General features: G+C 63.3%; 21 protein-coding genes and 1 tRNA gene. 17 read left to right on the forward strand and 5 right to left on the reverse strand.

All coding sequences use genetic code 11. The features are described from left to right. Positions 1-203: 203 nt before the first annotated feature. On the forward strand, positions 204-2,042 hold the full coding sequence (recQ, locus tag NKL06_RS18520; protein WP_023693171.1) for a DNA helicase RecQ: 1,839 nt from the start codon (positions 204-206) through the stop codon (positions 2,040-2,042). Positions 2,043-2,438: 396 nt separating this feature from the next. Beyond that, positions 2,439-2,591, forward strand: coding sequence for a hypothetical protein (locus tag NKL06_RS18525; RefSeq protein ID WP_023668683.1), 153 nt, complete (start codon positions 2,439-2,441; stop codon positions 2,589-2,591). Positions 2,592-3,331: 740 nt separating this feature from the next. On the opposite strand, the gene NKL06_RS18530 is transcribed toward NKL06_RS18525, so the two are convergent. Beyond that, positions 3,332-4,270 (reverse strand): AraC family transcriptional regulator, encoded by a 939-nt coding sequence (locus tag NKL06_RS18530; RefSeq protein WP_023693170.1) that lies wholly within the window; start codon positions 4,268-4,270, stop codon positions 3,332-3,334. 126 nt (positions 4,271-4,396) lie between these two features. Between NKL06_RS18530 and NKL06_RS18535 the strand changes: the two genes are divergently transcribed. Beyond that, positions 4,397-5,290 carry an SDR family oxidoreductase gene (locus NKL06_RS18535; protein ID WP_023693169.1) on the forward strand — a complete coding sequence of 298 codons (894 nt, stop codon included), beginning with the start codon at positions 4,397-4,399 and terminating at the stop codon, positions 5,288-5,290. Between the two features lie 276 nt (positions 5,291-5,566). Here NKL06_RS18535 and NKL06_RS18540 read toward each other — a convergent pair whose 3' ends face one another. Then, complete coding sequence (locus NKL06_RS18540) at positions 5,567-6,613, reverse strand: class I SAM-dependent methyltransferase (protein ID WP_023693167.1); 1,047 nt, start codon at positions 6,611-6,613, stop codon at positions 5,567-5,569. A gap of 267 nt (positions 6,614-6,880) precedes the next feature. On the opposite strand from NKL06_RS18540, the gene NKL06_RS18545 reads away from it, so the two are divergent. Then, positions 6,881-8,860, forward strand: a complete 1,980-nt coding sequence (locus NKL06_RS18545) for a putative bifunctional diguanylate cyclase/phosphodiesterase (RefSeq protein ID WP_023693166.1) — start codon at positions 6,881-6,883, stop codon at positions 8,858-8,860. A 128-nt stretch (positions 8,861-8,988) separates the two neighbouring features. On the opposite strand, the gene NKL06_RS18550 is transcribed toward NKL06_RS18545, so the two are convergent. Continuing rightward, positions 8,989-9,078 (reverse strand) — tRNA-Ser (locus NKL06_RS18550). A 367-nt stretch (positions 9,079-9,445) separates the two neighbouring features. Between NKL06_RS18550 and NKL06_RS18555 the strand changes: the two genes are divergently transcribed. The 3 genes from NKL06_RS18555 to NKL06_RS18565 all read left to right on the forward strand — a co-directional run bounded on the left by NKL06_RS18555 (position 9,446) and on the right by NKL06_RS18565 (position 11,242). Next, positions 9,446-10,153 (forward strand): 50S ribosomal protein L21, encoded by a 708-nt coding sequence (locus tag NKL06_RS18555; protein WP_023693165.1) that lies wholly within the window; start codon positions 9,446-9,448, stop codon positions 10,151-10,153. Positions 10,154-10,252: 99 nt separating this feature from the next. Then, entirely contained in the window at positions 10,253-10,522 is a 270-nt protein-coding gene (gene rpmA / locus NKL06_RS18560; protein WP_015315190.1) for a 50S ribosomal protein L27, read from the forward strand. A gap of 132 nt (positions 10,523-10,654) precedes the next feature. After that, a complete protein-coding gene (locus tag NKL06_RS18565) occupies positions 10,655-11,242 on the forward strand; it encodes a GNAT family N-acetyltransferase (RefSeq protein WP_023684119.1) in 588 nt (195 codons plus the stop codon). Positions 11,243-11,433: 191 nt separating this feature from the next. On the opposite strand, the gene NKL06_RS18570 is transcribed toward NKL06_RS18565, so the two are convergent. Then, positions 11,434-12,297, reverse strand: a complete 864-nt coding sequence (locus tag NKL06_RS18570; protein WP_023668690.1) for an endonuclease/exonuclease/phosphatase family protein — start codon at positions 12,295-12,297, stop codon at positions 11,434-11,436. A 167-nt stretch (positions 12,298-12,464) separates the two neighbouring features. On the opposite strand from NKL06_RS18570, the gene obgE reads away from it, so the two are divergent. The 5 genes from obgE (at position 12,465) to NKL06_RS18595 (ending at position 18,073) form a co-directional block, all read left to right on the forward strand. Further along, complete coding sequence (gene obgE, locus NKL06_RS18575) at positions 12,465-13,496, forward strand: GTPase ObgE (RefSeq protein WP_023693164.1); 1,032 nt, start codon at positions 12,465-12,467, stop codon at positions 13,494-13,496. Between the two features lie 2 nt (positions 13,497-13,498). Further along, positions 13,499-14,677, forward strand: coding sequence for a glutamate 5-kinase (proB, locus tag NKL06_RS18580; RefSeq protein WP_023693163.1), 1,179 nt, complete (start codon positions 13,499-13,501; stop codon positions 14,675-14,677). Between the two features lie 3 nt (positions 14,678-14,680). Continuing rightward, the gene (locus tag NKL06_RS18585) at positions 14,681-15,967 is read left to right on the forward strand and encodes a glutamate-5-semialdehyde dehydrogenase (protein WP_023693162.1); all 1,287 of its coding nucleotides are present in this window, start codon (positions 14,681-14,683) and stop codon (positions 15,965-15,967) included. A gap of 163 nt (positions 15,968-16,130) precedes the next feature. After that, positions 16,131-16,718 carry a nicotinate-nucleotide adenylyltransferase gene (locus tag NKL06_RS18590; protein WP_023693161.1) on the forward strand — a complete coding sequence of 196 codons (588 nt, stop codon included), beginning with the start codon at positions 16,131-16,133 and terminating at the stop codon, positions 16,716-16,718. A gap of 74 nt (positions 16,719-16,792) precedes the next feature. Then, positions 16,793-18,073 carry an MFS transporter gene (locus NKL06_RS18595; protein ID WP_023693160.1) on the forward strand — a complete coding sequence of 427 codons (1,281 nt, stop codon included), beginning with the start codon at positions 16,793-16,795 and terminating at the stop codon, positions 18,071-18,073. Positions 18,074-18,088: 15 nt separating this feature from the next. Here the strand turns inward: NKL06_RS18595 and NKL06_RS18600 are convergent, their stop codons facing one another. Then, positions 18,089-18,943: a mechanosensitive ion channel family protein gene (locus NKL06_RS18600; RefSeq protein ID WP_352580719.1), complete on the reverse strand. Its 855-nt coding sequence runs from the start codon at positions 18,941-18,943 to the stop codon at positions 18,089-18,091. Between the two features lie 241 nt (positions 18,944-19,184). On the opposite strand from NKL06_RS18600, the gene rsfS reads away from it, so the two are divergent. The 5 genes from rsfS to NKL06_RS18625 all read left to right on the forward strand — a co-directional run bounded on the left by rsfS (position 19,185) and on the right by NKL06_RS18625 (position 24,278). After that, entirely contained in the window at positions 19,185-19,562 is a 378-nt protein-coding gene (gene rsfS / locus NKL06_RS18605) for a ribosome silencing factor (RefSeq protein WP_023668698.1), read from the forward strand. A 62-nt stretch (positions 19,563-19,624) separates the two neighbouring features. After that, entirely contained in the window at positions 19,625-20,107 is a 483-nt protein-coding gene (gene rlmH / locus NKL06_RS18610) for a 23S rRNA (pseudouridine(1915)-N(3))-methyltransferase RlmH (RefSeq protein WP_023668699.1), read from the forward strand. 122 nt (positions 20,108-20,229) lie between these two features. Then, positions 20,230-21,588 (forward strand): murein hydrolase activator EnvC family protein, encoded by a 1,359-nt coding sequence (locus tag NKL06_RS18615; protein WP_023668700.1) that lies wholly within the window; start codon positions 20,230-20,232, stop codon positions 21,586-21,588. Position 21,589: 1 nt separating this feature from the next. Then, the gene (locus tag NKL06_RS18620; protein ID WP_023668701.1) at positions 21,590-22,915 is read left to right on the forward strand and encodes a S41 family peptidase; all 1,326 of its coding nucleotides are present in this window, start codon (positions 21,590-21,592) and stop codon (positions 22,913-22,915) included. A gap of 181 nt (positions 22,916-23,096) precedes the next feature. Next, positions 23,097-24,278 (forward strand): divergent polysaccharide deacetylase family protein, encoded by a 1,182-nt coding sequence (locus NKL06_RS18625; protein ID WP_023693159.1) that lies wholly within the window; start codon positions 23,097-23,099, stop codon positions 24,276-24,278. The last annotated feature ends 16 nt before the right edge of the window (positions 24,279-24,294 follow it).

Here is a 24,294-nt window from a genome sequence, read left to right on the forward strand (position 1 = left end):
TGCCTGTGCGCTCGTGGCGCAGCGGTACTCGAAACATCGCCGCAGGGTTGGGCGGTGCCGCAACATGGTGAAGATAGGTTTAACGATGCCAACCAGGTCGATCGCCGGTGGGGTGTTGCTGCTGCTTGTTGTGGTCACGCAGGGGCTGCGCTAATCGTTCTGTCCACGCCGCTGCTTCGGGCGGCCGATCGAAAACATCAGTGATGCAGATATCGACGACGAGCGTACCGACGCACGATCCCAAACGGCGCGTCCTCAAGGACGTGTTCGGTTTCGACGATTTCCGTCCCGGACAGGCCGCGGTGATGGAGGCACTGCTTGGCGGCCGCCACGTGCTGGCGGTCATGCCGACGGGTGCGGGCAAATCGCTGTGCTATCAGGTTCCGGCGCTGGTCAAGGGCGGGCTGACCATTGTCGTTTCGCCGCTAGTGGCGCTGATGCAGGATCAGGTCGCCGCACTGCGCCTCGCCGGCGTCGCCGCCGATACGATCAATTCCTCGATCGACCGTGATGCCAATGTCGCGGCATGGCGCCGCGTCGCGTCGGGCCAGACGCGGCTGCTCTACCTCGCGCCGGAACGGCTGATGACCGAGCGGATGCTGGATGCGCTTGCCAGGCTCGATGTCAGCCTGATCGCCATCGACGAGGCGCATTGCATTTCGCAGTGGGGGCCGGCGTTCCGGCGCGAATATGAAGACCTTTCGCAACTGCGTGGCATCTTTCCCGACGTACCGATCATTGCGGTGACGGCGACGGCGGACGAGACGACGCGGGCAGACATCGAGAGACGGCTGTTTGGCGGGCGTGTCGAAACGCAGGTGCTTGGCTTCGACCGGCCCAACATCAAGCTTGCCATCGAGCCCAAGCAGGACAGCAAGCGGCAGTTGCTCAACTTCATCGAGCGCCATCAGGGGCGCAGCGGCATCGTCTACTGCCTGTCGCGCAAGAAGACCGAAGAGATGGCGGCATTCCTCGAAAAGAACGGCGTCCCCGCGCTCGCCTATCACGCCGGCATGAGCAAGGAGGCGCGTGATGCCAACCAGAACGCCTTCATGACGCTGTCGGGCGTCGTCATGGTGGCGACCATCGCCTTCGGCATGGGGATCGACAAGCCTGATGTCGCGTATGTCTTCCACACCGACCTGCCGGGCAGCCTCGAGGCCTATTACCAGGAAATCGGCCGCGCCGGTCGCGACGGCCGGGCGGCGGAGGCGCATATGCTTTACGGCCTTGGCGACATCCGCATGCGCCGCATGTTCATCGACGACGAGGACGCCGCTGTCGAACACAAGCGCCGCTCGCATGGCCGGCTCGATACGCTGATCGGCTATTGCGAGACGGCCGAGTGCCGCCGCCAGGTGCTGCTCGGTTATTTCGGTGAAGAGGCGGTCCCTTGCGGCAATTGCGACAATTGCCTGGAACAGGCGCCGCGCGCCGACGGCACCTCCGAGGCGCGCCTCATCCTGGCGGCGGTGGCGCAGAGCGGCGAGCGCTTCGGCGCCGGCCATGTCATCGACATCCTGATCGGCCACGAGACTGAAAAGATCGCGGCAAGGGGGCATCACAGGCTGGCAGCCTTCGGCAATGGCGCCGCGCACAAGAAGGATTTTTGGCAATCTATGATTCGCCAGCTGGTCGCGAACGGTTTCCTGATGCCGGACCCGGCCGGCCATGGCGGGTTGGCCATCGCGGACAAGGGCCACGCACTCGGCCGGGACGAGGTGCCGTTCCAGTATCGGGTCGAGATGCGCACGCGCGCCGCGCGCCGCGCGGCTCGCGCCGGGCAGAGCCCCCAGAGCGAAAATGTAGATGCGTCGCTGCTCGCGGCGCTCAAGACGCTGCGGCTGCGTCTGGCCAAGGAACGCCAGGTGCCGGCCTATGTGGTGTTTTCGGATCGTACACTGATCGACATGGCCGAGCGTCGTCCGCAAGACCTCGACGATTTTGCCGGGGTGAATGGCGTCGGCGCCGCCAAACTCAAGGAGTTCGGCAAGGCTTTTGTGAGCGCCATTGCCGCGCACCTTTCCGAGACGCCAGGCTGAAAGGGTTTTGCTGGACCAAAGCCCGATCCGGCATCAGTACGCCTTCAACTTGCCCGCCCGCTTATGCTTTCATTTTGGCGCTACCCTGCCGTAGGGGAATGGCCTTCTAAATTGTATGGAACCGTGACGACAACACACATTCCTGAATCTATGCGGTCGATTCCTCGGATGTAGCCGTGACTATGGAAACCCGCTGTTGCGCGCGGATGGCGGTTTTCTCGGCCTTGGAGACGCTACCTCGGCAGCCGCTATCCGCTGACCCGAATGGTATGATTCAGACCATCTTTGTTGTTGAAAACCCGCTTTCGACGGGAGTATAAAACTCGAGGTTACCATTGCTTTTCGTATAGAGGCTGTGGTGGAAACGTGGGTCCAATCCGCAAAGCATTGCCTTGCGTGGAAGTGGTCGAAGCCGGCGGCGGATGGTCCGTTCCTGTGGCCAAGGAAGACCAGGAAATTACCCGATCATTCGTGATTGAACCGTTTGCGCTGTCCTATGCTGAGGGCCAGCGGATACGCCTGCATCTCGACAAGTTCGTTCGTCTGTAGAGAGGCTAAGCCCGATGAAAGACCGGTGGGAACCTGACCACCAGTTCATTGAAAGCGCCCGCCGTAGCCAGCTCCGAGCGGAGAGCCAACTGGACTCCCTGCAATCGACCATCGCCGAAACGCGACGCGTCCTAGAGGCTTCACGGAAGCTCTTGGAAAAGATAGGGAATGGCCGGTGCAGGTTGGGCATGCTTGTGGGGCTTCACCGCACCGGCCACTGCGGGAAGATATGAGGCCCCCCGCGCCGCCTAAGATATAGGCATATTAGCAATCGCGCAATTAACCCTATTGCGCTACCCAGCCGTAGAGGCAAGGAAATCGGAGAAGTTGGTGCCGGTTAACCGCCAGCACGCGAGCAAGTCATTCTGAAAGCATGAAAAACGCGATTTTGCTCGTGCCAATTGAGCGTCTGAAATCTAGTTCCTCCTGCCGATTATCCCTAAGTTAACTGGAATACTTATATCCCCGAAGGGTTGCGAATCAGTCGATTGTCAAGCGCATGCCATGGAGCAAGCAAGGGATCGATTTGAGCAGAAGGGCCGCAGCGGTCGAAGCGCGCTGGGAAATCCGAGCGGCTTCGGCAATTGTCCGCTCTGGCTCGCCCGCTACAACTCGACTCGCGCAGTGTGGACGGAATCACCGGCCATGTGGACGAGAACAATCTGGCGATGTCGTTCACCGAGTTTCGTTCGCGCTACAGCCTCTAAGGGCAAGGTAATCAAGGCGCTCGGATCGCCGCCTCAGGCGGCTTCGCGTTCGGCCTGCGCAGTCAGGTCCGGCTCCCGGCGGCTGTACTGCCGCGGCGAACAGCCCATGACGCGCTTGAATGCCGTGCTGAAGGCGCTTTCGGATTCGTAGCCGAGCGCCAGCGCGATGACGGAAACCGGATCGCCGGAATGCATCAGCCTGTCGCCGGCCAGCATCATGCGCCAGCGCGTCAGATAATCCAGGGGTGAGGCCCCGACCGTCTGCTTGAATCTGAGCGCAAAAGTCGATCGCGACATGCCGGCGCGCTCCGCCAGTTGCTGCAATGTCCAGCCATGCGCCGGGTCCTCGTGCATGGCGCCGATCGCCGCGCCGATCTGCCTGTCGGTGAGTGCGAACAGCCAGCCGACATTGCCTTGCGCGGTCATATGCAGGCGCAAGGCCTCGATCAGGATCATGTGGGCGAGGTGCTCGACGATGAGAAAGCCGCCGGGACGCCGCTGGCGCAATTCCTGCATCATCCGCTCCACCGGCCAGCGAAGCGCCGAATGGTCGCTCTCGCCGCGGATGTGGACGATGGGCGGCAGCATCCGCAAGAGGATGCCGGCATGGTCGCCGGACAGCGTGAAGCGACTGCTGACCAGGAGGAAATCGCCGCCGCCATTATGGACGGTGATGCCGCCGGTCCGCGCCGGTGAAAAGATCGTTCGCGCATCGACCGTCGGCAGGCCGAGATCGCTGGCAAGGCGGAAAGGCCGGCCGCGCGGCAACAGGAAGCAGTCGCCCACGTCCAGCCGCACCGCGTCAGGGACGCCCTCGACCGACAGCCAGCATCGGCCGGACACCACGGCGCCGCATTTGATGGCGGCCTGCTGGTCAGGAAACTGGATCGCCCAGTCGCCACCGGTTTCCAGCCCAGCCGACAGGTAATTGCGCGGCTTCAGTAGCGACAGCACGTCTGACAGCGGATCCATGAGCGTTCTCGGACGATTGCGAAGATATCTCGGATTTTACAGTATAGATCGTATGATCTCAAACTTCTATCTCCTTCGCAACGGGCTGGCTGTACGGCGTTCGACAAAAACCAAGGAGAAATCATCATGCGTGTGTTCGTTACCGGGGCTACCGGTTTTGTCGGTTCGGCTGTTGTGCGGGAATTGCTCGGGGCGGGCCATCAGGTGCTTGGCCTCGCGCGGTCGGAAGCAGGTGCGGAGTCGATCGTGGCCGCGGGTGCCGAGGCGCATCGCGGCGATATCGAGGATTTCGACAGCCTGCGCAGCGGCGCTACCCAATCGGATGGCGTCATCCACACGGCCTTCAACCACGACTTTTCGAGATTCGCCGCCAGTTGCGCAGTTGACCAGCGCGCCATCGAAACGCTCGGCGCGGCGCTCGAGGGTTCCGAGCGGCCGCTGCTTGTCACCTCCGGCCTCGCCGGTTTTGCGCAGGGAAGGCCGGCAACCGAAGACGACAAACCCGCGCCTCCATCGGCCGCCATGCCGCGCGCTTCGGAAGCAACGGCCGTGGCGCTCGCAGCGCGCGGGGTGCGCGCATCGACGGTGCGGCTGGCGCCGACCGTCCATGGCGAGGGCGATCACGGTTTCGTGCCGATGCTGATTGCCATTGCGCGTGAAAAGGGCGTCTCGGCCTATGTCGGCGACGGCGCAAATTGCTGGGCGGCGGTGCACCGGTTCGACGCCGCCACCCTGTACAGGCTGGCGCTGGAGAAGGGGGCGGGCGGCGTCAGCTATCATGCGGTTGCCGAACAGGGCGTGGCGAGCAAAGAGATCGCCGAGATCATCGGCCGCCGGCTCGGCCTGCCGGTGGTTTCCATAGGCCCCGAGGACGCGGCTGCGCATTTCGGCTTTCTCGGGCATTTCATCGGCAGGGACTTGTCGGCGTCAAGTGAGCAGACCCGCACTGCGCTGGGATGGCAGCCGACCGGGCCGGGGCTCATCGCCGATCTCGATCGTGCCCGCTATTTCGAGGCCTGATCAGGCCGGCCAGTCGCGTTGCATTGCACGACCGACAGCCTGGCGATCAGCGGCAGTGCCAGCAAAACGGCCAGACGCAGCCCGCCGAGCGGGCAGCACCGTCGTGCTGCTGGAACCGCCGCCACATCTGTATGGCGGCAAGCAGAACGAACACGGCGTAGGCCGCCCGCAGCCCGGACGACCTGCTCGCCCGTCGCCGGAAAGCCGGCGAAGGCATGGCCTCGTCATGGCAGACCTACCTTGTTACGGGGATGCGCGCGCGATTCCCGCGCCTAGTTAGAGATCGCCCTTCCTCACCTTGCCGTAAACGATATTCCGGTTCGAGCCATAGTAGACTTTCGCGTCGAAAGGACTCCCGCCGAGGGCGGCATTGATGATGTCCCACATATCGTCGGCCGAACGTAGGATGAGCGGCCAATCCATGAAAGTCTCCATGTAACCATCCGTCGTTATCTCGTCGCTGAAATTGGCAAACAGGAATTCGCCACCGGGCTTGACGAGTTCCATGGCTCTTTGAAGCAGGCGGATGCCGATGGCACGCGGCAGGTAATCGTAAAGCCCCGATGCGTAGACGAGATCGAATGTGCCAAGGGCGTAGGCGCGGCGCAGGATGCCGCGTACGGAACCCTGGACTGCCTCGACTGCCGTGCCGGCAAAGTCGTGGTTCACCGTGGCTACGCTGACGGGGTCCTGATCCAGGCCGATCCAACGTTGCAGTTTATGCCTGGCCAACGCATCGGAGCGTTCGGCTTCCCTGAGGTGGCCGCAGGCAATCGCCAGCACCTCAGCCTTTTCCACACTGCTGGCCGTCTCGTCCACGGTCCTGGCCAGAATATCCCGCCGCTCGCGCCCCGCCACCGAACTGGCAGCTTCACTGGTGTACGCATAAATTTGCCGACCAAGTAAGGTCGACGAGGCCACGATCTCGTCGGCGATCGGATGCTTGTAGTAAATATCCAGCAGGCCTGCATCGCCCGAATACCCGCGCGGTTTTTCGACCGACCACCGCGTGAACGGGTCCTGGAGCAAATATTCCGCGACCCGATGCTGCTGAGCCAAAGGAACGAGTTTCTGCCAGACCGCGGGAGCAACCTGCCGGCGGAGCTTGTGGAGTCGCCCCGCCAAACGATGGACGACGGGGGCGGCCGGTTTGTTTCGCGCAAAGGCTTGATGAGCAAGGTCCAGTATCAGGGCGAGCTGGGCCGTGCTGTCCCTCAACTCGTCGGAGTCAGCCGCCTCTTCGGAGGTCGCAACATGTTTCGTCATCAGCCTGGTGGTGACCAGGCTGTATTGGTCGAGCTGCAGTTTTGGCTTGATAGGCATGCCGTTTACTCTCCGGTTTACCGCCCCGGTCCCCGGCCAGCAGCATAGGTGCGCCGCTAACCAACGCTAACAATTTTAATAAAATTTTAGTAAAATTTTAATCAACGGAACGGCCATCAATCCTGCAAACTGGCTAAATCCGAACCGCCCGTTTACCCTCGGTTAGCGACATCTGACTTTTCTTGCGGACAGGGACGTCTTCATTCCCCAACCGCAGGCGACGTCGGCTGTTGCATTCGCTACTGCAGATCGCGGAGGAGCGTTGCGATGCAACTGAGCGAGGACGTTGCCCAGAAGGTGGCGGCAGCGATTGGACGTCCGCGGTGGCATTCCGCCGATCCGGAACTGCTGGCACTGTTCCTGCAGAAGGATGCCGATGAGAATCGCAGCCTTGTGCGATGGGGTATTGCGGCTGCTGTATTCAGCTATGTGGCCTATGGCCTTTTCGATTGGTTTCTCTTTCCGGATGTCGCCGGCCGGCTTGTTTTGACGCGCGTTACGCTAGGGATCACTTCCCTGGCGCTTGTCGAATTTGTCGCCCGACGGGGCTTTGGCCTTGCCACCTTGCACCTTGTAGCAGCGCTGGCGATTGTTTCCGGTGCCCTTGGGTGGCTCGTCTCCGCTGTTGGAACAGAGCATCAGGATGCCCTCTCCCATTTCATGGTTTTTGGCACAGTGTTCATCCTGGGTGCGAATCTGTTCTTCAACTTCCGTTTTTGGCTTTCAGCCCTTGCCTCCGCGACGGTCGCCGCAAGCTTTGTGTACGCCGCGATGTTCTCCCTTCAGGCCGACATCGCCGGTCGGGTCGTGTTGTCGGCCTATTTCGTGAACTGCCTCGTCTTGTCGCTTTATCTTTCCTGGCGGCTGAGCCTGGAGCGTTACCAGACCTTCCTGCACGCGCTTCGGGCACAGTTCCAGGAGCAGGCTGCTATCAAGAAGGGGCAGAAACTAACCGAAATCGCCGACACCGATCCGCTCACGGGAATGAAAAACCGCAGGGCGATCATTCGAGAATTCTCGGAGCTGCGCGAAGACTGGGCCGCGGACGACGACGAGATAGGCCTCATTCTGATCGACGTCGACTACTTCAAAAGGTTCAATGACGGACTTGGTCATCAGGCCGGCGACGATTGCCTGATCAAACTCGCCCATGTCCTTTCCGAGATGGCGGCTGCCAACAACGCCATCGCGGCCCGCTATGGCGGAGAAGAATTCGTCATTCTCTGCAAGGTCACCGGGCGGGCTCACCTTCATGAGATAACGAAGAAATTCTGTCGCGCTGTAGAGGATTTGGATATCTACCACCCTGATCGGGGCGACAAGCTCAACATCGTAACGATCAGTGCCGGGGCGTCGTTGACGCGCGCCGATCAGAGCATAGAGCTTAGAATCCTGCTGCAGGAAGCTGACCGCGCGCTCTACGCGTCCAAGTTTGCCGGTCGGGCTACGTTCACGATTTACGACCCGCATGCCACCAGCCAGGATCGCTCCGGCGAAAATCTTTCAGAACTGCTGAAGGTGGCAGTTTCCAACCAGCTCGTTTCTGTCGCCTACCAGCCAATTCGCGAGCTGGCGTCGGGACGCGTGCTGGGCCACGAGAGTCTGATGCGGGTATGCGACTTCGACGGCACCATGATCAGTCCGTCCGTATTCATACCCGTTGCCGAGCAGACCGGAGCGATCGTGGAACTGGGTACGTGGCTGATCGATCGAGCCTGCGGTGACATGGCGGAATACGGATTGGGCTCGGTCGTGACGGTGAACGTCTCCGTTCTTCAGCTCAAGGCTCCCAACTTTTCACTCCGGATCACCGAGATTCTTGGCAGGCACGGCCTTGCGCCCCAGAAACTGGCCATCGAAATCACCGAAGGCAGTGACATCTTTCTGGAGGCGCAAGCGGTAAGAAACGTGGAGCGGTTGCGAAAACTCGGCGTTCAGATCTGGCTGGACGACTTCGGAACGGGATTTGCCGGCTTGACATGGCTCCGCCGCTTCAAATTCGACGTGGTCAAGATTGATCGCAGCTTCCTCCACGATTGCCAGACGTCTCGTGGCTTGAGCCTGTTGCGGGACATGGTCGGGCTGCTTCGCAATCTCGGCCATGTCGTGCTCGCCGAGGGCGTCGAAACGGAGGAGCAGTACATATTGCTGCAGCGCCTGGGGGTAAATTTGATGCAGGGCTTCCTCACCGGGCATCCAGTCCCGATCGAAGAGGTTAACCAAATAAGGCAAGGCCTTGTTGCCTAGCGGCAGCCTTCGGAGGGCATCCTGCTTCGTTCCGGTCCCCCCTACGCTACTTCGTAGCTTCGGGCGACACTCCTACGCCCAGATGCGGTTCCGGGTGGCCTGCCACCCGAAGCCCGCAGGGCGTAGGGTGGCGGAGAGGGAGGGATTCGAACCCCCGATGGGCTTGCACCCATGCCGCATTTCGAGTGCGGTGCATTCGACCACTCTGCCACCTCTCCGCGGTCATGGTCGGCCGTTGCCGGCGCGGCGCACTAGATAACGGCTGGGCGGGCAGGTTACAAGGCCAAATCCGCGGGGAAATTCAGCTTCCTGTGCGGGCTTTGCCGGGAGGGCTGCGCCGCGGCCACGTCGGCAGATAGGCCAACCGGTCTCGACCAGAGGGATCGGGCGCGGCAAGGAGGCCGCATGGCCAAGGAATCCGGCCGTTTGCCTTGACTCGTACCGAACCTTCGGTTAGGGGAAGCGCGCAATCGGCGTGGAGGGTTCTTCCACGCCGCTTGTTTTTCGAACCCGCAGACTGACAAAAAGACGGCCGAACCGCGTGACGCGGCTCATCGAGGCCGACCGAACAGCGAAAGGCAAAAAATGTTCGCAGTCATTAAAACGGGCGGTAAGCAGTATCGCGTTGCCGCCAACGATCTCCTGAAGATCGAGAAGCTCGAAGCCAATGTCGGCGATATCGTCGAAATCGGCAGCGTCCTCGCCCATGGCGAAGGCGAAAATGTCACCTTCGGCGCCCCGTTCGTCGATGGCGCTCTGGTCACGGCGGAAGTCGTCGAGCAGGGCAAGAACCGCACCGTCATCGCTTTCAAGAAGCGCCGCCGGCAGAATTCGCGCCGCAAGATCGGCCACCGCCAGCTTCTGACCACCGTGCGGATCGCCGAGATCCTGCTGGGTGGCGCCAAGCCTTCCAAGAAGGCCTCAGCCAAGGTGGAAGCCAAGGAAGTCAAGGCTGACGTAGCGCCCGAGGCGAAGGCCGAGGCCGCGCCGAAGGAAGCCAAGGCGAAGAAGGAAGCCAAAGCCGAGGCTGCTCCGAAGGATGAAGCCAAGACGGAGACCGCCGTCGCCGCGCCGCTGTTCAAGGCGCCGAAGGGCGAGCCGGACGATTTGGCCGTGATCAAGGGCATCGGCCCGGTTGCCGCCGGCCAGCTGCACGAGCAGGGGATCACCACCTTCGCCCAGCTTGCCAAGCTGTCGGACAAGGACGTGGCCAAGATCGACGCGCACATGCCCTTCAGCACCGACCAGATCAACGACTGGCGCGAGCAGGCCAAGGAACTGGCGAAGAAGTAAAACGAACCGGCGACAAGGTTGCCGGATCGGACTTGAAACGGAACGCGAACGCGTTCATAAGACCATTCAAGCGCCCTAGGGCGCATCGGAGTTAGTTAGATGGCACACAAGAAAGCTGGCGGCTCGTCGCGCAACGGTCGCGACTCGCATTCCAAGCGTCTGGGCGTGAAGAAGTTCGGCGGCGAAGCCGTCATCCCGGGCAACATCATCATCCGTCAACGCGGCACCACCTGGCATCCCGGCGTCAATGTCGGCATGGGCACGGACCACACCCTTTTTGCGCTCGAGACCGGCGCAGTCACCTTTAACAAAAAAGCCAACGGCCGAACCTACGTATCGGTCAACCCGATTACCAAAGCCGCGGAGTAGCCGGTTCCGCACTATAAAACCGGCGCCCATCTCGGGAACCGGTGTCTGGCCAAACCAGTGAATGGAGCCAGGAAAAGGATCAGGGGAGATGGGTTTTCCATCTCCCCTTTTTTCTTGCCTGGAGGACGTCGAATGGTTGCCGAAGCGGAAGACACCGAAGACGAAAGTTACGCGATAGATTGCCCGGTGCTGGCCACGGAGCGGCTGGTGATGCGCGCCCCGTGTGAAGCCGACATCGCGCAACTGGTCGAGCTTGCCGACAACCGTCACGTCGCCGAGATGCTGGCCCGCATGCCGCACCCCTATGGCGAGGCCGAGGCACGCGCCTTCCTGGCTATGACCCGGTCGCGCCGGGCCGGCATCGCCTACGCCCTGACGCTCGCCGGCACCGACATTTTCGTCGGCTGCGCCGGCCTCAACATGACCGATCGAGGGCTGGAACTCGGCTACTGGATCGGCGAGCCCTATTGGAAGCGCGGCTATGCGACGGAGGCCGCGCACGCGTTGGTCGACCTTGCCTTCCAACGGACGTCGATCCACGTGCTGCAGGCTTCGACGCGGGTGATCAATCCGGCCTCGCGCCGGGTCATCCACAAATGCGGCTTCCAGTATGCCGGCCAGGGCATGCTGAACTCGATCGTCGCCGGCCAGGTGCCGGTCGAGCGGTACCGGCTGGACAGAAAGACCTGGATCAGTCTTCGAAACTGGGTGCATTTCTAGGTGTTTTGATATTCAGGTGAGGCCGGCCTGCAAACGCGGGTCTTATGCGCTTCCGGTGCACGTACTTAAGTACACTCCGCTCCGGTTCTCGAAAACCAGTGTTTTCGGCTCGGCCTGACCTGAATCTCAACACCTAGGCGCGTGCCTCCAAACGACAGGTTTGGAAACGTTGGTTGTGGATCGGGCTCAACTCAGCCCATCTCGACCCAAATCGGGAGATGGTCCGAACCGACCGCTTGCGGGTCGACCCACAGGCGCTTCAGCGATCCGGCGAGCGAGGCCGAGGTAAAGATGTAGTCGATGCGCTTGTGGCGGCTTGTGTCTTCGGGTCGCGTGGGATCGACCCAGGTGACGACGTCTGGTGTGTTCAGGCGCTGGGCGACGTCGACGGCGAGATCGGCGGTCAAGGGCATGCCGAATTCATGGTCCGGGCGGCCGACGAGTTCGACATATTCGGGCGAGCCGGGCAGCATGTTGAAGTCGCCCATGACGATGAAGGCTTCGGGATAGGGCAGGTCCGGCAGGCCGATCTCGGGAATGCCGGAGAGACCGCCGCCCTCGAAGGCATAGTTCAACAGGCGCTGGCGCAGGAAACGGATCTGGCTGGCGCGCTCAACCGGACTGCGATGGTCGAGATGCGTGGAATAGAAGCGGATGAAGCCGAGCGGGGTCTCGACCAGCGCCTCGAGTGCGCCGCGCTGGAAGTTCATCGCCTCAAGGCTGCGGCTGCGCGGCAAAAGCAGATTGCGCGACAGATGGATCGGCGTCTTCGACAGCACCATGTTGCCGAGCTGGAAAGTGGTGGTGATGGCGCGGCCGGCCTCCAGGCGCGAGCCGACATTGACCTCGAAATTGCTGCCGTAGGCGGCAAAATATTCGGGCAGCGCCTCACCGATCTCGGCGACCATGTCGCGGTTGCCGTTCCTCGGATTGTTGCGGGTCACTTCCTGCAGCGCGATCACGTCGGCGCCGCGAACCGCCTCGGTGATGCGGCCGAGATCGTAGCGGCCATCCAGACCGATACCGTACTGGATGTTGTAGCTCACAACCTTCATTCCCGCGCCCCTCAAGCTCCGTCCGCGAACACTGCTACCGCGTCCCCGACAAAAGGGCATCCGGCGCTTTAGTCGCAAAACGGCCTCGCCCTTGGCCGCGCCTTGGTTTAGAGCAAGGCGCAAGATCTAGAGCAAAGCCGCAAGGCCAACAGAAACTGCGTAGTCCAATGAAATTTCTCGATCAAGCCAAGGTTTATATCCGCTCCGGCGACGGTGGCGCCGGCTCTGTGTCGTTCCGGCGCGAAAAATTCATCGAGTTCGGCGGCCCGGATGGCGGCGACGGCGGCCGCGGCGGCGATGTCTGGCTGGAAGCGGTCAACGGTCTCAACACGCTGATCGACTATCGCTATCAGCAGCATTTCAAGGCCAAGACCGGTGTCCACGGCATGGGCCGCAACATGACCGGCGCCAAGGGCGCCGATGTGACGCTCAAGGTGCCGGCCGGAACCCAGGTGTTTGCCGAGGACAATGAGACGCTGATCTGCGACCTGACCGTGGTCGGCCAGCGCTTCCTGCTGGCCAAGGGCGGCAATGGCGGTTTCGGCAACCAGCATTTCAAGACCTCGACCAACCAGGCGCCTCGCCGCGCCAATCCCGGCCAGCCCGGCGAAGAGATGAATGTCTGGCTGCGGCTGAAGCTGATTGCCGACGCCGGCCTGGTCGGGCTGCCAAATGCCGGCAAGTCGACTTTTCTGGCAACCGTCACCGCGGCCAAGCCAAAGATCGCCGACTACCCCTTCACCACGCTGCATCCAGGTCTCGGCGTTGCCCGCATCGATGCGCGCGAATTCGTCATCGCCGACATTCCGGGCCTCATCGAGGGCGCGCATGAGGGTGTCGGCATCGGCGACCGGTTCCTCGGCCATGTCGAGCGCACGCGTGTGCTTTTGCACCTGGTCTCGGCGCAGGAGGAAAATCCTGGAAAGGCCTACAAGACCGTGCGCGCCGAGCTGGATGCCTATGGCAATGGGCTGATCGAGAAGGTCGAGATCGTGGCGCTGAGCCAGGTCGATATCCTCGACGCCGATGAGCGCAAGAAGAAGGTTGCGTCGCTCAAACGCGCTGCCGGCCGCGCGCCGATGCTGCTGTCGGCGGCCACCGGCGAGGGCGTCGAAGCGGTGCTGCGGGCGCTGATGGCGGTTGTCGGCGAAGCGCGCGACAGGGCTGCCGCTCCCGTCGAGACCCGCTGGGACCAATAGCGATGACGGCGCAATCGCTGACAAAATACCGGCGCATCACAGTCAAGATCGGTTCGGCCTTGCTGGTCGACCGCACCAGCGGCCTGAAGCGCGACTGGCTTGCCTCGCTTGCCGAGGATATTGCGGTGCTCGCCAATGGCGGCGCCGAGATCCTGGTCGTATCGTCCGGCGCCATTGCGCTCGGCCGCACCATTCTCGGTCTCGGCAAACGGGCGCTGAAGCTGGAAGAAAGCCAGGCGGCTGCGGCCGTCGGCCAGATCGCGCTGGCCGGCGCGTGGTCGGATGCGCTGGGCAAGGGTTCGCTGAAATCGGGCCAGATCCTGCTGACGCTGGGCGACACCGAAGAGCGCCGCCGCTATCTGAATGCCCGCGCGACGATCTCGACGCTGCTCAAGATGAAGGCGGTGCCGGTCATCAATGAGAACGACACGGTGGCGACCTCCGAAATCCGCTATGGCGACAATGACCGGCTGGCGGCCCGGGTGGCGACGATGATGGGCGCCGACCTGCTTGTGCTGCTCTCCGACATTGACGGGCTCTATACGGCGCCGCCGGCGCGCGATCCCGATGCAAAATTCATTCCGGTGGTCGACCGCATCACGCCCGATATCGAGGCTATGGCCGGGGCGGCCGCATCCGAACTGTCGCGCGGCGGCATGCGCACCAAGCTCGATGCCGGCAAGATCGCCACCGCCGCCGGCACCGCCATGATCATCACCTCGGGCACCAGGCTGTCGCCACTGATGGCGATCGAACGTGGCGAGCGCGCCACCTTCTTCAGGCCGAGCGCCAATCCGGTGAAAGGCTACAAGACCTGGATCGCCGGCCAGCTCGAACCGGCCGGGCGGCTCACCGTCGACGCCGGCGCCATCGGTGCGCTGCTGTCCGGCAAATCTTTGCTGCCGGCCGGCGTCAGGCTGGTCAGCGGCAATTTCTCGCGCGGCGACACGGTGGCGATCCTGTCGCCGGAAGGGCGCGAGATCGCGCGCGGGCTTGTTGCCTACGATGCCGCCGATGCCGTAAGGATCGCAGGCCTGAAGACCGCCGAGATCGAAACCGTGCTCGGCTACGAGGCGCGCTCGGCGATGATCCACCGCGACGATCTGGTGGTGAGCGATCCGGGTGACCAGATACGGGCTGCCGGCCAGGTATGGGCCGGGGGCGAGGTAAGCGGAGGATGAGACATGCTGAAGTTGCATGAACAATCCGGGGATGACACCGTCGCGCTGATGGCTGATATCGGCCGCCGCGCCCGCGCGGCCGCCCGACCGTTGGCGATTGCGACCGCCGCCGCCAAGGATGCCGCACTTCTCGCCATGGCCGACGCGATCATCGCGCGCCAGCAGCAGATTCTCGATGCCAACGCCATCGATGTCTCTAACGGACACGAATCGGGCTTGTCCGGCTCCTTCATGGACCGGTTGAAGCTCGATCCGGCGCGCACCCGTGCCATGGCGGATGGCATCCGTGAAATCGCCGAGCTCAGGGACCCGGTCGGCGATGTGATCGCGGCCTGGGATCGCCCCAACGGCCTGCAGATCGAGCGCGTGCGCACGCCGCTCGGCGTTGTCGGCGTCATTTATGAAAGCCGGCCGAATGTGACGGCGGATGCCGGCGCACTCTGCCTCAAGGCCGGCAATCCGGTGATCCTGCGCGGCGGCTCGGACTCGCTCAATTCATCCGCCGCCATCCATGCCTGCCTGGTCGAGGGCCTGAAGGCCGCTGGTTTGCCTGAGGATGCCATCCAGCTGGTGCCGACCACCGATCGCGCCGCCGTCGGTGAGATGCTGAAAGGGCTTTCCGGCAATCTCGACGTCATCATTCCGCGGGGCGGCAAGAGCCTGGTCGGGCGCGTCCAGAGCGAGGCGCGGGTGCCGGTCTTTGCCCATCTTGAAGGCATCTGCCATCTCTACATCGACCGTTCGGCCGATCTTGACATGGCGGTCAGGATCGCCGTCAACGCCAAGATGCGGCGCACCGGTGTCTGTGGCGCTGCAGAGACTTTGCTGGTCGACCGCATGGTGGCCTCCACGCATCTGGTGCCGATCCTCGACGCGCTACGCGCCGCCGGCTGCGAGATCCATGCCGATCAGGAAGTGATGAAGCTGTTCTTCGACGCCAAGCCGGCGACCGATGCCGACTGGGTGACCGAATATCTCGACGCCATCATCGCGGTAAAGCTGGTCGACGGGATTGCCGGCGCCATCGACCATATCGAGACGTTCTCCTCACACCACACAGAGGCGATCATCGCCGAGGATGCAAAGGCTGTGCAGCGCTTCTTCAGCGAGATCGACTCGGCGATTCTCCTGCACAATGCCTCCACCCAGTTCGCCGATGGCGGCGAGTTCGGCATGGGCGCCGAGATCGGCATCGCCACCGGCAAGATGCACGCGCGCGGACCGGTTGGTGTCGAGCAGCTGACCTCGTTCAAATACCGCGTGCGCGGGTCGGGACAGGTGAGGCCTTGAGCGCTGGCCTTACCCTCCCCCTTGTGGGGAGGGTGGCGAGCGCAGCGAGCCGGGTGGGGGTACGACGCTGAATTCTGCAATCCCCCCACCCCGCTCCGCTTCGCGGATCGACCCTCCCCACAAGGGGGAGGGTGGGGCGCCTCTTTCCTCGCACTACCTCCGCATGCCGCATGCCGAAAAGGGCCTTGCCGTCGGCCTGTTCGGCGGCTCGTTCAACCCGCCGCATGCCGGTCATGCGCTGGTGGCGGAAATCGCGCTCAGGCGGCTGGCGCTCGACCAGCTATGGTGGATAGTGACGCCTGGCAATCCGCTGAAGAGCACCAGGGAATTGGCGCCGCTGAGCGACCGGCTGCTCCAGTCGGAGCAGGTCGCCAAGAACCCGAAGATCAAGGTCACCGCCTTCGAGGCGGCGCATCATATTCGCTTCACCGCCGACACGCTGGCGCTGGTCAAGGCACGCAATCCCGGCGTCGACTTCGTCTGGATCATGGGCGCCGACTCACTTCGCGATTTCCACCGTTGGCAGCGCTGGCGCCAGATCGTCATGACCTTCCCCATCGCGGTCATCGACCGCCCGGGCGCGACGCTGTCCTTCCTGTCCTCGGTCGTGGCCAAGACGTTCGACTATGCCCGCGTCGACGAGGGTGATGCGCCCCGGCTCGCGCGCATGAAGGCGCCGGCCTGGACCTTCATCCACGGCCCACGCTCGTCGCTGTCATCGAGTGCTATTCGCCAGCAAGCCAAGGGGTAACTCCGTAAGACCAGATCGCCGATGTCGCTTTTACGGCGGCCTTTCGCGATTGGCTGGGCGATGCTGCGCTGGATATGGCCACACCAGTGAACCAGACCGACATCGACCCCAATCATGGCGCCCCGCCGGCGCCCGTGATCGCCATTGCCAGCGTAATCGTGTCGATGGCGCTGATCGCGGTCGGCAACGGGTTGATGTTCGCCTATATCCCGGTCCGGCTTGGCGTCGAGCGCTTCGATCCGACCTGGGCCGGGCTGATCATCACCGGCCTGTCTGCCGGCGGACTTGCCGGCTGTATCCTGACCGGGCCGCTGGTGCGCCGCGTCGGGCACGCCCGCGCCTTCATGGTGCTGTCGGCGCTGATAGCGCTGTCGAATGCTGCCATTGGCGCCGGCACCTACCCGCTGCTGTGGATCGCGGCGCGCGCGCTTTACGGTTTTGCAATATGCGGCCTGTTCATCGTCGCCCAGAGCTGGCTCAACGATGCCGTCGCAAACGCCATTCGTGGCCGGGTGATGGCGGTGTTTTACGTCGCCTATGTCGCCGGACTTGGCGTCGGCTATGCCCTGCTGGCGGCGGTCGACATCGCGACGGCGCAGGCGCCGCTGATCGGCATTGCCTTCACCGCGGTGTCGATCCTGCCGGTCGGCATGACGCGGTTGGCTCAACCGCCGCCACCTCGCGCAGCCTCCGTGGCGCTTGGCCGCGCCTGGCGGATCTCGCCGGTCGGCGTGGCCGGCATGCTGGCCGTCGGCGGCCTGTCGATGGCGATCGCGGGGTTCGCACCGATCCATGCCACGGCCAAGGGCTACAGCCAGGCGGATGTGGCGCTGCTTTTGTCGGCCATGCCCGTCGGCACGCTGATCCTGCAGATACCGCTCGGCTGGATTTCCGACCGTACCGATCGCCGTTACGTGCTGGCCGGCGCTGCGGCACTGGCCATCGTCGCCGGTATTCTGGCCATCGGCTTCGACGGCGGCGCGCTGATGGTGCTCGTGGTGATCTACATCGTCTGGGACGGCGCCTCGGAATCGATCTATTCGCTGGCCAGCGCGCATGCCGCCGACCGCGCCGGCAAGGACGACATGGTGGCGCTGTCGAGTTCGTTGCTGTTTGCCTGGTCGCTGTCGGGGTTCATCGTGCCGGGTATCGTGACGGCCCTGTCGGCTGTCTATGGCACGCAGGCCTTCATTTATGTGGCCATCGTCATCGCCACTGTCTTCTGCCTGTTCGTGCTGTGGCGAGTGGCCACCACGCGCGCCGTCCCCGCTACGGAGACCAGCAGTTTCGCGCCGATGTCGGCGCAGGCGCCGCTGCCGGTGGAGCTCGCCTACGCCCCGGAAGATAAGCGCTGAACGGTTTCACAGCTCCTACTGCCTGGTGGCGGCAGTTTCCTGTCGAGCCTCCGGCGGAGGTGCGGGAACCGAAATGGCTTCGGCGTCGAACGCCTGCTTGACGCGTTTGGTGAGATCGATCTGGGTGGCGAAGAAATCCTCCGCCGTGGTCCAGTAGCGCAAGGTGATGGCGACGCTGGCATCGCCCACCGCGGCGACGAAGGCGATCGGCGCCGGCTCTCGCTTGACGCGGCGCTCGCCGCCGGCAACGCCCAGCATGGTTTTCTGCGCCAGGTCGATGTCGTTCCAGGAGCCGATGCTCAGCGTGATGTCTCCGCGGCGCACACCGTTGCGGGTAAAATTGCGCACCGGCTGGTTCCACAGCGTCGAATTGGGCGCCAGCACATAGACGCCGTCTGTCGTGCGGAGCTTGGTGGCGAACAGGCCGATTTCCTCGACGGTGCCGGAAATGGCGCCGACCTCGACATATTCGCCGATGCGGAATGGCCTGAGCGCCAGAAGCATGATGCCTGCGGCGATGTTCTGCAGCGTGCCTTGCAGCGCCAGGCCGATTGCCAGCCCGATGGCGCCGATGGCGGCGATGATCGAGGCCGTCTGAACGCCGAACTGGCCGAGCACCATGATGACCACCAGGATCAGGATGGCGTAGCGCACGATCTTCGAGAAGAAATGGCGCAGCGTCGCGTCGAAACCATGGATATGGCCGAGGCCGGCTGAGATCGATCGTTCTGCGAGCCCGGCGACGAGATAGCCGACGACCAGCAGGATGATGGCGCCGATGGCGGAGAAGGAATAGGAAACGATCAGTGTGCTGAGTTGCGCAAGGCCAGCCTGCACGGTGAGCAGCGTGTTCTGGGGGTCGATTGGCATCAGGAAAATCCGTTTGGGGGGTGTGTCGATAACCCCTGCCGCGGCCATGGGTTCCGATTTTTCTCAAGGCTCCGGAACCGGAAGTCGTGCACTGCGTTCGCGGTGGCAGGGCCTCCCGTCTTGAAACTGCAAGGGAACTCTGCCTATCTATAGGGTGTCACCTGATTTCGTGGGTGATTTGGTTGTTCTTGCTGCGAAAGGAAATACACTGAGAACAGCATTGCGGAAGAAGGCTGACATCATGCCTTCGCCGGCCAGGATCAGCGTAGATGACGCCGTGTCCCGTGCCATCAAGACAGTCCTTGCCAGTCTGGAAGACTCCAAGGCCGAAAATATTGTCTCAATCGACATTCAGCGGAAATCGAGCCTCGGCGACTATATGGTCATCGCGTCGGGCCGGTCGCACCGTCATGTCTCGGCTGTCGCCGACCACCTGCTCAAGGCGCTCAAGGATGCCGGTCTCGGCACGGCGCGCGTCGAGGGGCTGTCCGGCGCCGACTGGGTCCTGATCGATTCAGGCGACATCATCGTCCATGTCTTCCGCCCAGAAGTCCGCGAATTCTACAATCTTGAAAAGATGTGGCAGGCGCCGGACCTCGAGGAAGAGACCTTGCACTGAGCTCCGTCTCATGTCGTAACCATCCTGGGTGCGACATGGATTGAAAGCTCGCCGAGGCAGGGATGAAGATAGCAGTTCATGCCGTGGGCCGGATGAAGGCCGGCCCCGAGAGAGAACTCGCCGACCGCTATTTCGAGCGTTTCGCCAAGAGCGGCCCGGCGATCGGGTTCGAATTCTCTGGTGTCGCCGAGATCGCCGAGGGACGAGCCCAGAACGCCAATGAGCGCCGCCGCGAGGAAGGCCAGAAGCTGCAGGCACAGCTGCAGCCGGGCACGGCGCTGTTCCTGCTCGACGAACGCGGCAAAAACCTGTCCTCAGACGATTTCGCCAGCCGTATCGGCCAGCTGCGCGATGGCGGACGCAAGGCGTTGGTCATCGCCATTGGCGGCGCCGACGGGCACGACCAGTCGATTCGCGATCAGGCTGAGCTGATGGTCTCGTTCGGCGCGGCGACCTGGCCGCACCAACTGGTGCGTGTCATGCTGGGCGAGCAGCTCTATCGGGCGGCAACGATTCTTTCGGGACATCCCTACCACCGTTCGTAAATCAGTGGGTCGAGGGTCAATCGTCCGGATTTCCGCCCCAATGCGCGGCTGTTTTGTGCTAGGCTTCGGTTCGATCATGGTTGATGGTTCGTTAACGAAGCCACGCATAGAGTCGGGCTTCAATGGCTGACAACGGGAAATCACGAACGGGCTTCCGGCACGCGCGCTGCGGCATCGCTGCGGCGGTGGTTTTGCTGTCGCTCGGGCTTGCACGGGCCGAAAATACGCTGGACGTGGCGCCCGACCCCGATCTGAGCCGTGCCGAATATGAGAAGGTGTCGGCCGAGATCACGCTGTCGTCCGAACGGCTGGCCAAGCTCGCCGCCGACATTGCTTCGGTCAAGAAGGACCATGCCTCGATCACCGCGGCGCTTATCCAGTCGGCTATGACCGAGCAGAAGCTCGGCCAGGACATCGAGGATATCGGCGCCAGGCTCGAAGGACTGAAGGGCGAGGAACAGAAGATCCGTGTCTCGCTGGCGGCGCGGCGCGACGTGCTGGCCGAGGTGCTGGGCGCGCTGCAGCGCATGGGGCTCAATCCGCCGCCAGCGATCCTGGTCAAGCCGGAAGACGCGCTGTCGTCGGTGCGCAGCGCCATCCTGCTCGGCGCAGTGGTGCCCGAACTGCGCCAGCAGACCGACAAATTGCTGGCCGACCTCAGGGAACAGACCCGGGTGACGGCCTCGATCGAGGCCGAGCGGACGCGGCTGACGGCGGCGGTCGGCGAGCAGACGGCGGAAAAGAAACGCCTCTCCATGCTGCTCGAAGCCAAGCAGAAGCTCGAGGCGGACACCTGGACGGCGATGGCCGCTGAAAAGCAGCGGTCCCAGGCGCTTGCGGCCAAGGCCGGCAGCCTGAAAGAGCTGATCGCTTCGCTTGAAGCCGACAAGAGCCGCAAGGCGGCGGATGCCGTCAAGGCAGGCGAACAGAAAGCGGCCGACAGCGATAAGCCGGACGCCGATAACGCCGATGCAGGCACAACCGCGTCGACGGAGCTGGCTTCGCTGCCCGTGCCGGAAGGCAACCGCCTCACCGCCGCCGCGCCGTTTTCGGCACTTCAGGGACAAGTCTCGCTGCCGGTCACCGGCAAGATCAAGCTGCGTTTCGGGGCCGATGACGGTAACGGCGCGGTGATGCTTGGCGACATGGTTGCGACACAATCGGGAGCCATCGTCACGGCACCGGCGGACGGAAATGTGCTTTATGCGGGGCCTTTTCGCTCCTATGGTCAACTCTTGATCCTCAATGCGGGAGACGGCTATCATGTCGTCCTGGCGGGGATGAGCAGAATCAGCGTCGCGTCTGGCCAGTCGGTGCTCGCAGGAGAGCCGGTCGGCGCGATGGGAGAGGCCCGGGTGGCAAGCACCTCGGCCTCGAAGAATGGAAATGCCACGCCGGAACTCTATGTCGAGTTCCGCAAGGATGGAAAACCCGTCGATCCGACCCCATGGTGGGCGGACCGCTTCTCTGGAAGGACGTGAAATGATGCGGAAACTGTCGCTTCTTATTGCCGGTGCGCTGATGGGCGCGTCAGCGATGAGCCTGGTCTATGGCGCGCCCGGCTCGACGGCGAACGCTGCAGGCTCCGAGACCTACAAGCAACTGGCGATCTTCGGCGACATCTTCGAGCGCGTGCGGGCGCAGTATGTGACGCCGCCGGACGACAAGTCGCTGGTCGAAAACGCCATCAACGGCATGCTCACCTCGCTCGACCCGCACTCCTCCTACATGAATGCCGAGCAGGCGCAGGACATGCGTGTGCAGACCAAGGGTGAGTTCGGCGGCCTCGGCATCGAGGTCACCATGGAGAACGACCTGGTCAAGGTGATCACGCCGATCGACGACACCCCGGCTGCCAAGGCAGGCGTGCTGGCCGGCGACTATATCGCCAAGATCGACGGCCAAGAGGTTCGCGGCCTGACGCTCAACGATGCGGTCGAAAAGATGCGCGGCCTGGTCAACACGCCGATCAAGCTGACGATCCTGCGCCAAGGCGCCGACAAGCCGATCGAGCTGACGGTGGTGCGCGACATCATCAAGGTCAAGGCGGTCAAGTTCCGGGTCGAGAACGACATCGGCTACATGAAGATCACCTCCTTCACCGAAAAGACCTATGACGACCTCGAGAACGCCATCGACACCATCAAGAAGCAGGTGCCGAACGACAAGCTCAAGGGCTATGTGCTCGATCTGCGCCTCAACCCGGGCGGCCTGCTCGACCAGGCGGTGAGCGTGTCCGACGCCTTCCTCGACCGTGGCGAGATCGTCTCGACCCGCGGCCGCGACCCGAAGGACGTCACACGCTTCGACGCCAAGGCAGGCGACGACATCGGCGCCAAGCCGCTGATCGTGCTCGTCAATGGCGGTTCGGCCAGCGCCTCCGAGATCGTCGCCGGCGCGCTGCAGGATCTGCGCCGCGCCACAGTGGTCGGCACGCAGTCGTTCGGCAAGGGCTCGGTGCAGACCATTATCCCGCTTGGCGAGAACGGCGCGCTGCGCCTGACGACGGCGCTCTATTACACGCCGTCCGGCAAGTCGATCCAGGGCAAGGGCATCACGCCCGACATCAAGGTCGACCAGCCGCTGCCGCCCGAACTGCAGGGCAGGGACCTGACGCGCGGCGAATCGGACCTCAAGGGCCATATCAAGGGCGCCGACGAGAGCGATACCGGCTCGGGCTCGGCTGCCTATGTGCCGCCGGATCCGAAGGACGATCTGCAGCTGATCTATGCCGAACAGCTGCTGCGCGGCCAGAAGACCGATCCGGCATTCCCGCCGAATCCGGAGAAGGCAGTGCTTAACCAGTGAAATCGACTGGTAGCTCTGGCTGCCCAATCGAAGCGATGCAATGCTGCCGGGACCGTGAGGTTCCGGCAGTTTGATTCGGGGACCGCTGGGCGCTGCCTCAAAAGGCGCAGGGGACGCGCCGTCAGTTTTGGATCTGCGCATGGCGAAAAGATTTCGCCGATCATGCGCCCGGGGATGCGGCTTGGCTGACATCGGCAAGGACATCGAACGCCCACTCGGACAGGCCGCCCGACCGCGTGCTGCGTCGCGCGGGATCAGCGCTGGCGCCGTCGCGGCGACGCTGGTCGTGCTGGCCGCGGTCGGCATCTCCGGCGCGATCGCGCTGCGCGAGAAGCCGTTCCGCAAACCGGAAGCAATCGCGGTCTCGACGCCAAAGGTGACGGCGGCGGCCGAGCCCGCGGCCGCAGCACCCACTGCTCAAGTGACGGCGGCAGCGCCGAAGGCGGAAACGCCCAAGGCCAGCGGTCCGCAGATCATCCATGTGCAAACCCAGGAGGGTGACGGCCCGCCCAATGCAGCCATCGTCATCCACGACCCGTCGACGATCGGCCAGAACCTGAAGATCGCGCATATCCCCGACAGGGCGCTGATCGAGGCCAGCGACACCGGCCCACTCCCGGTTCGCGCCGCTGACGGCCGGCGGCCGTTCGATGTCTATGCGCGGCCGTGGTCGGGTTCGCGTGGCGCTCGAGTGGCAATCGTCATCGGCGGGCTTGCCGTGTCGCAGACCGGCACGCAGGCCGCGATCGCCAAGCTGCCGGCCGAAGTGACGCTGGCTTTTGCGCCGCAAGGCAACAGCATCGGCCGCTGGATGCAGGCGGCACGGCAGCGCGGGCATGAGGTGGTCATGCAGGTGCCGCTCGAACCGTTCGACTATCCCAACGTCAATCCCGGCCGCAACACGCTGACAGTGGCGGCAAGCCCGGACGACAATCTGAAGAATCTGCGCTGGGCGCTGTCGCGGACCACCAACTATACCGGCGTCATGAACTATATGGGGGCGCGCTTTTCGGCCGACGCGACAGCGATGGGGCCGTTCATGGCCGAACTCGGCAAGCGCGGCCTTGCCTATATCGATGACGGCTCGTCCGCACGGAGCCTGGCGTCCGATCTCGCCTTGAAGGACGGTGTGCCATTCGTCGCCGGCGATACGGCAATTGACGCTGTGCAGGACCGCGGCGCCATCCTGAAAAAGCTCGACGCGCTGGAAGCGACCGCGCGTGCGAAAGGCTCCGCCGTCGGCATCGGCTCGGCTTTCGACCTCACCGTCGACACCGTGGCGTTCTGGGCGGTCGAAGCGAAAAAGCGCGGCATCGAGATCGTGCCGATCTCGGCGGTGGCCATCGACCCGGAAAAGGGCTGACCGGCGCTTGTGGCGA

This window comes from Mesorhizobium sp. C268A (genome assembly GCF_040324475.1).
Classification (GTDB): domain Bacteria; phylum Pseudomonadota; class Alphaproteobacteria; order Rhizobiales; family Rhizobiaceae; genus Mesorhizobium.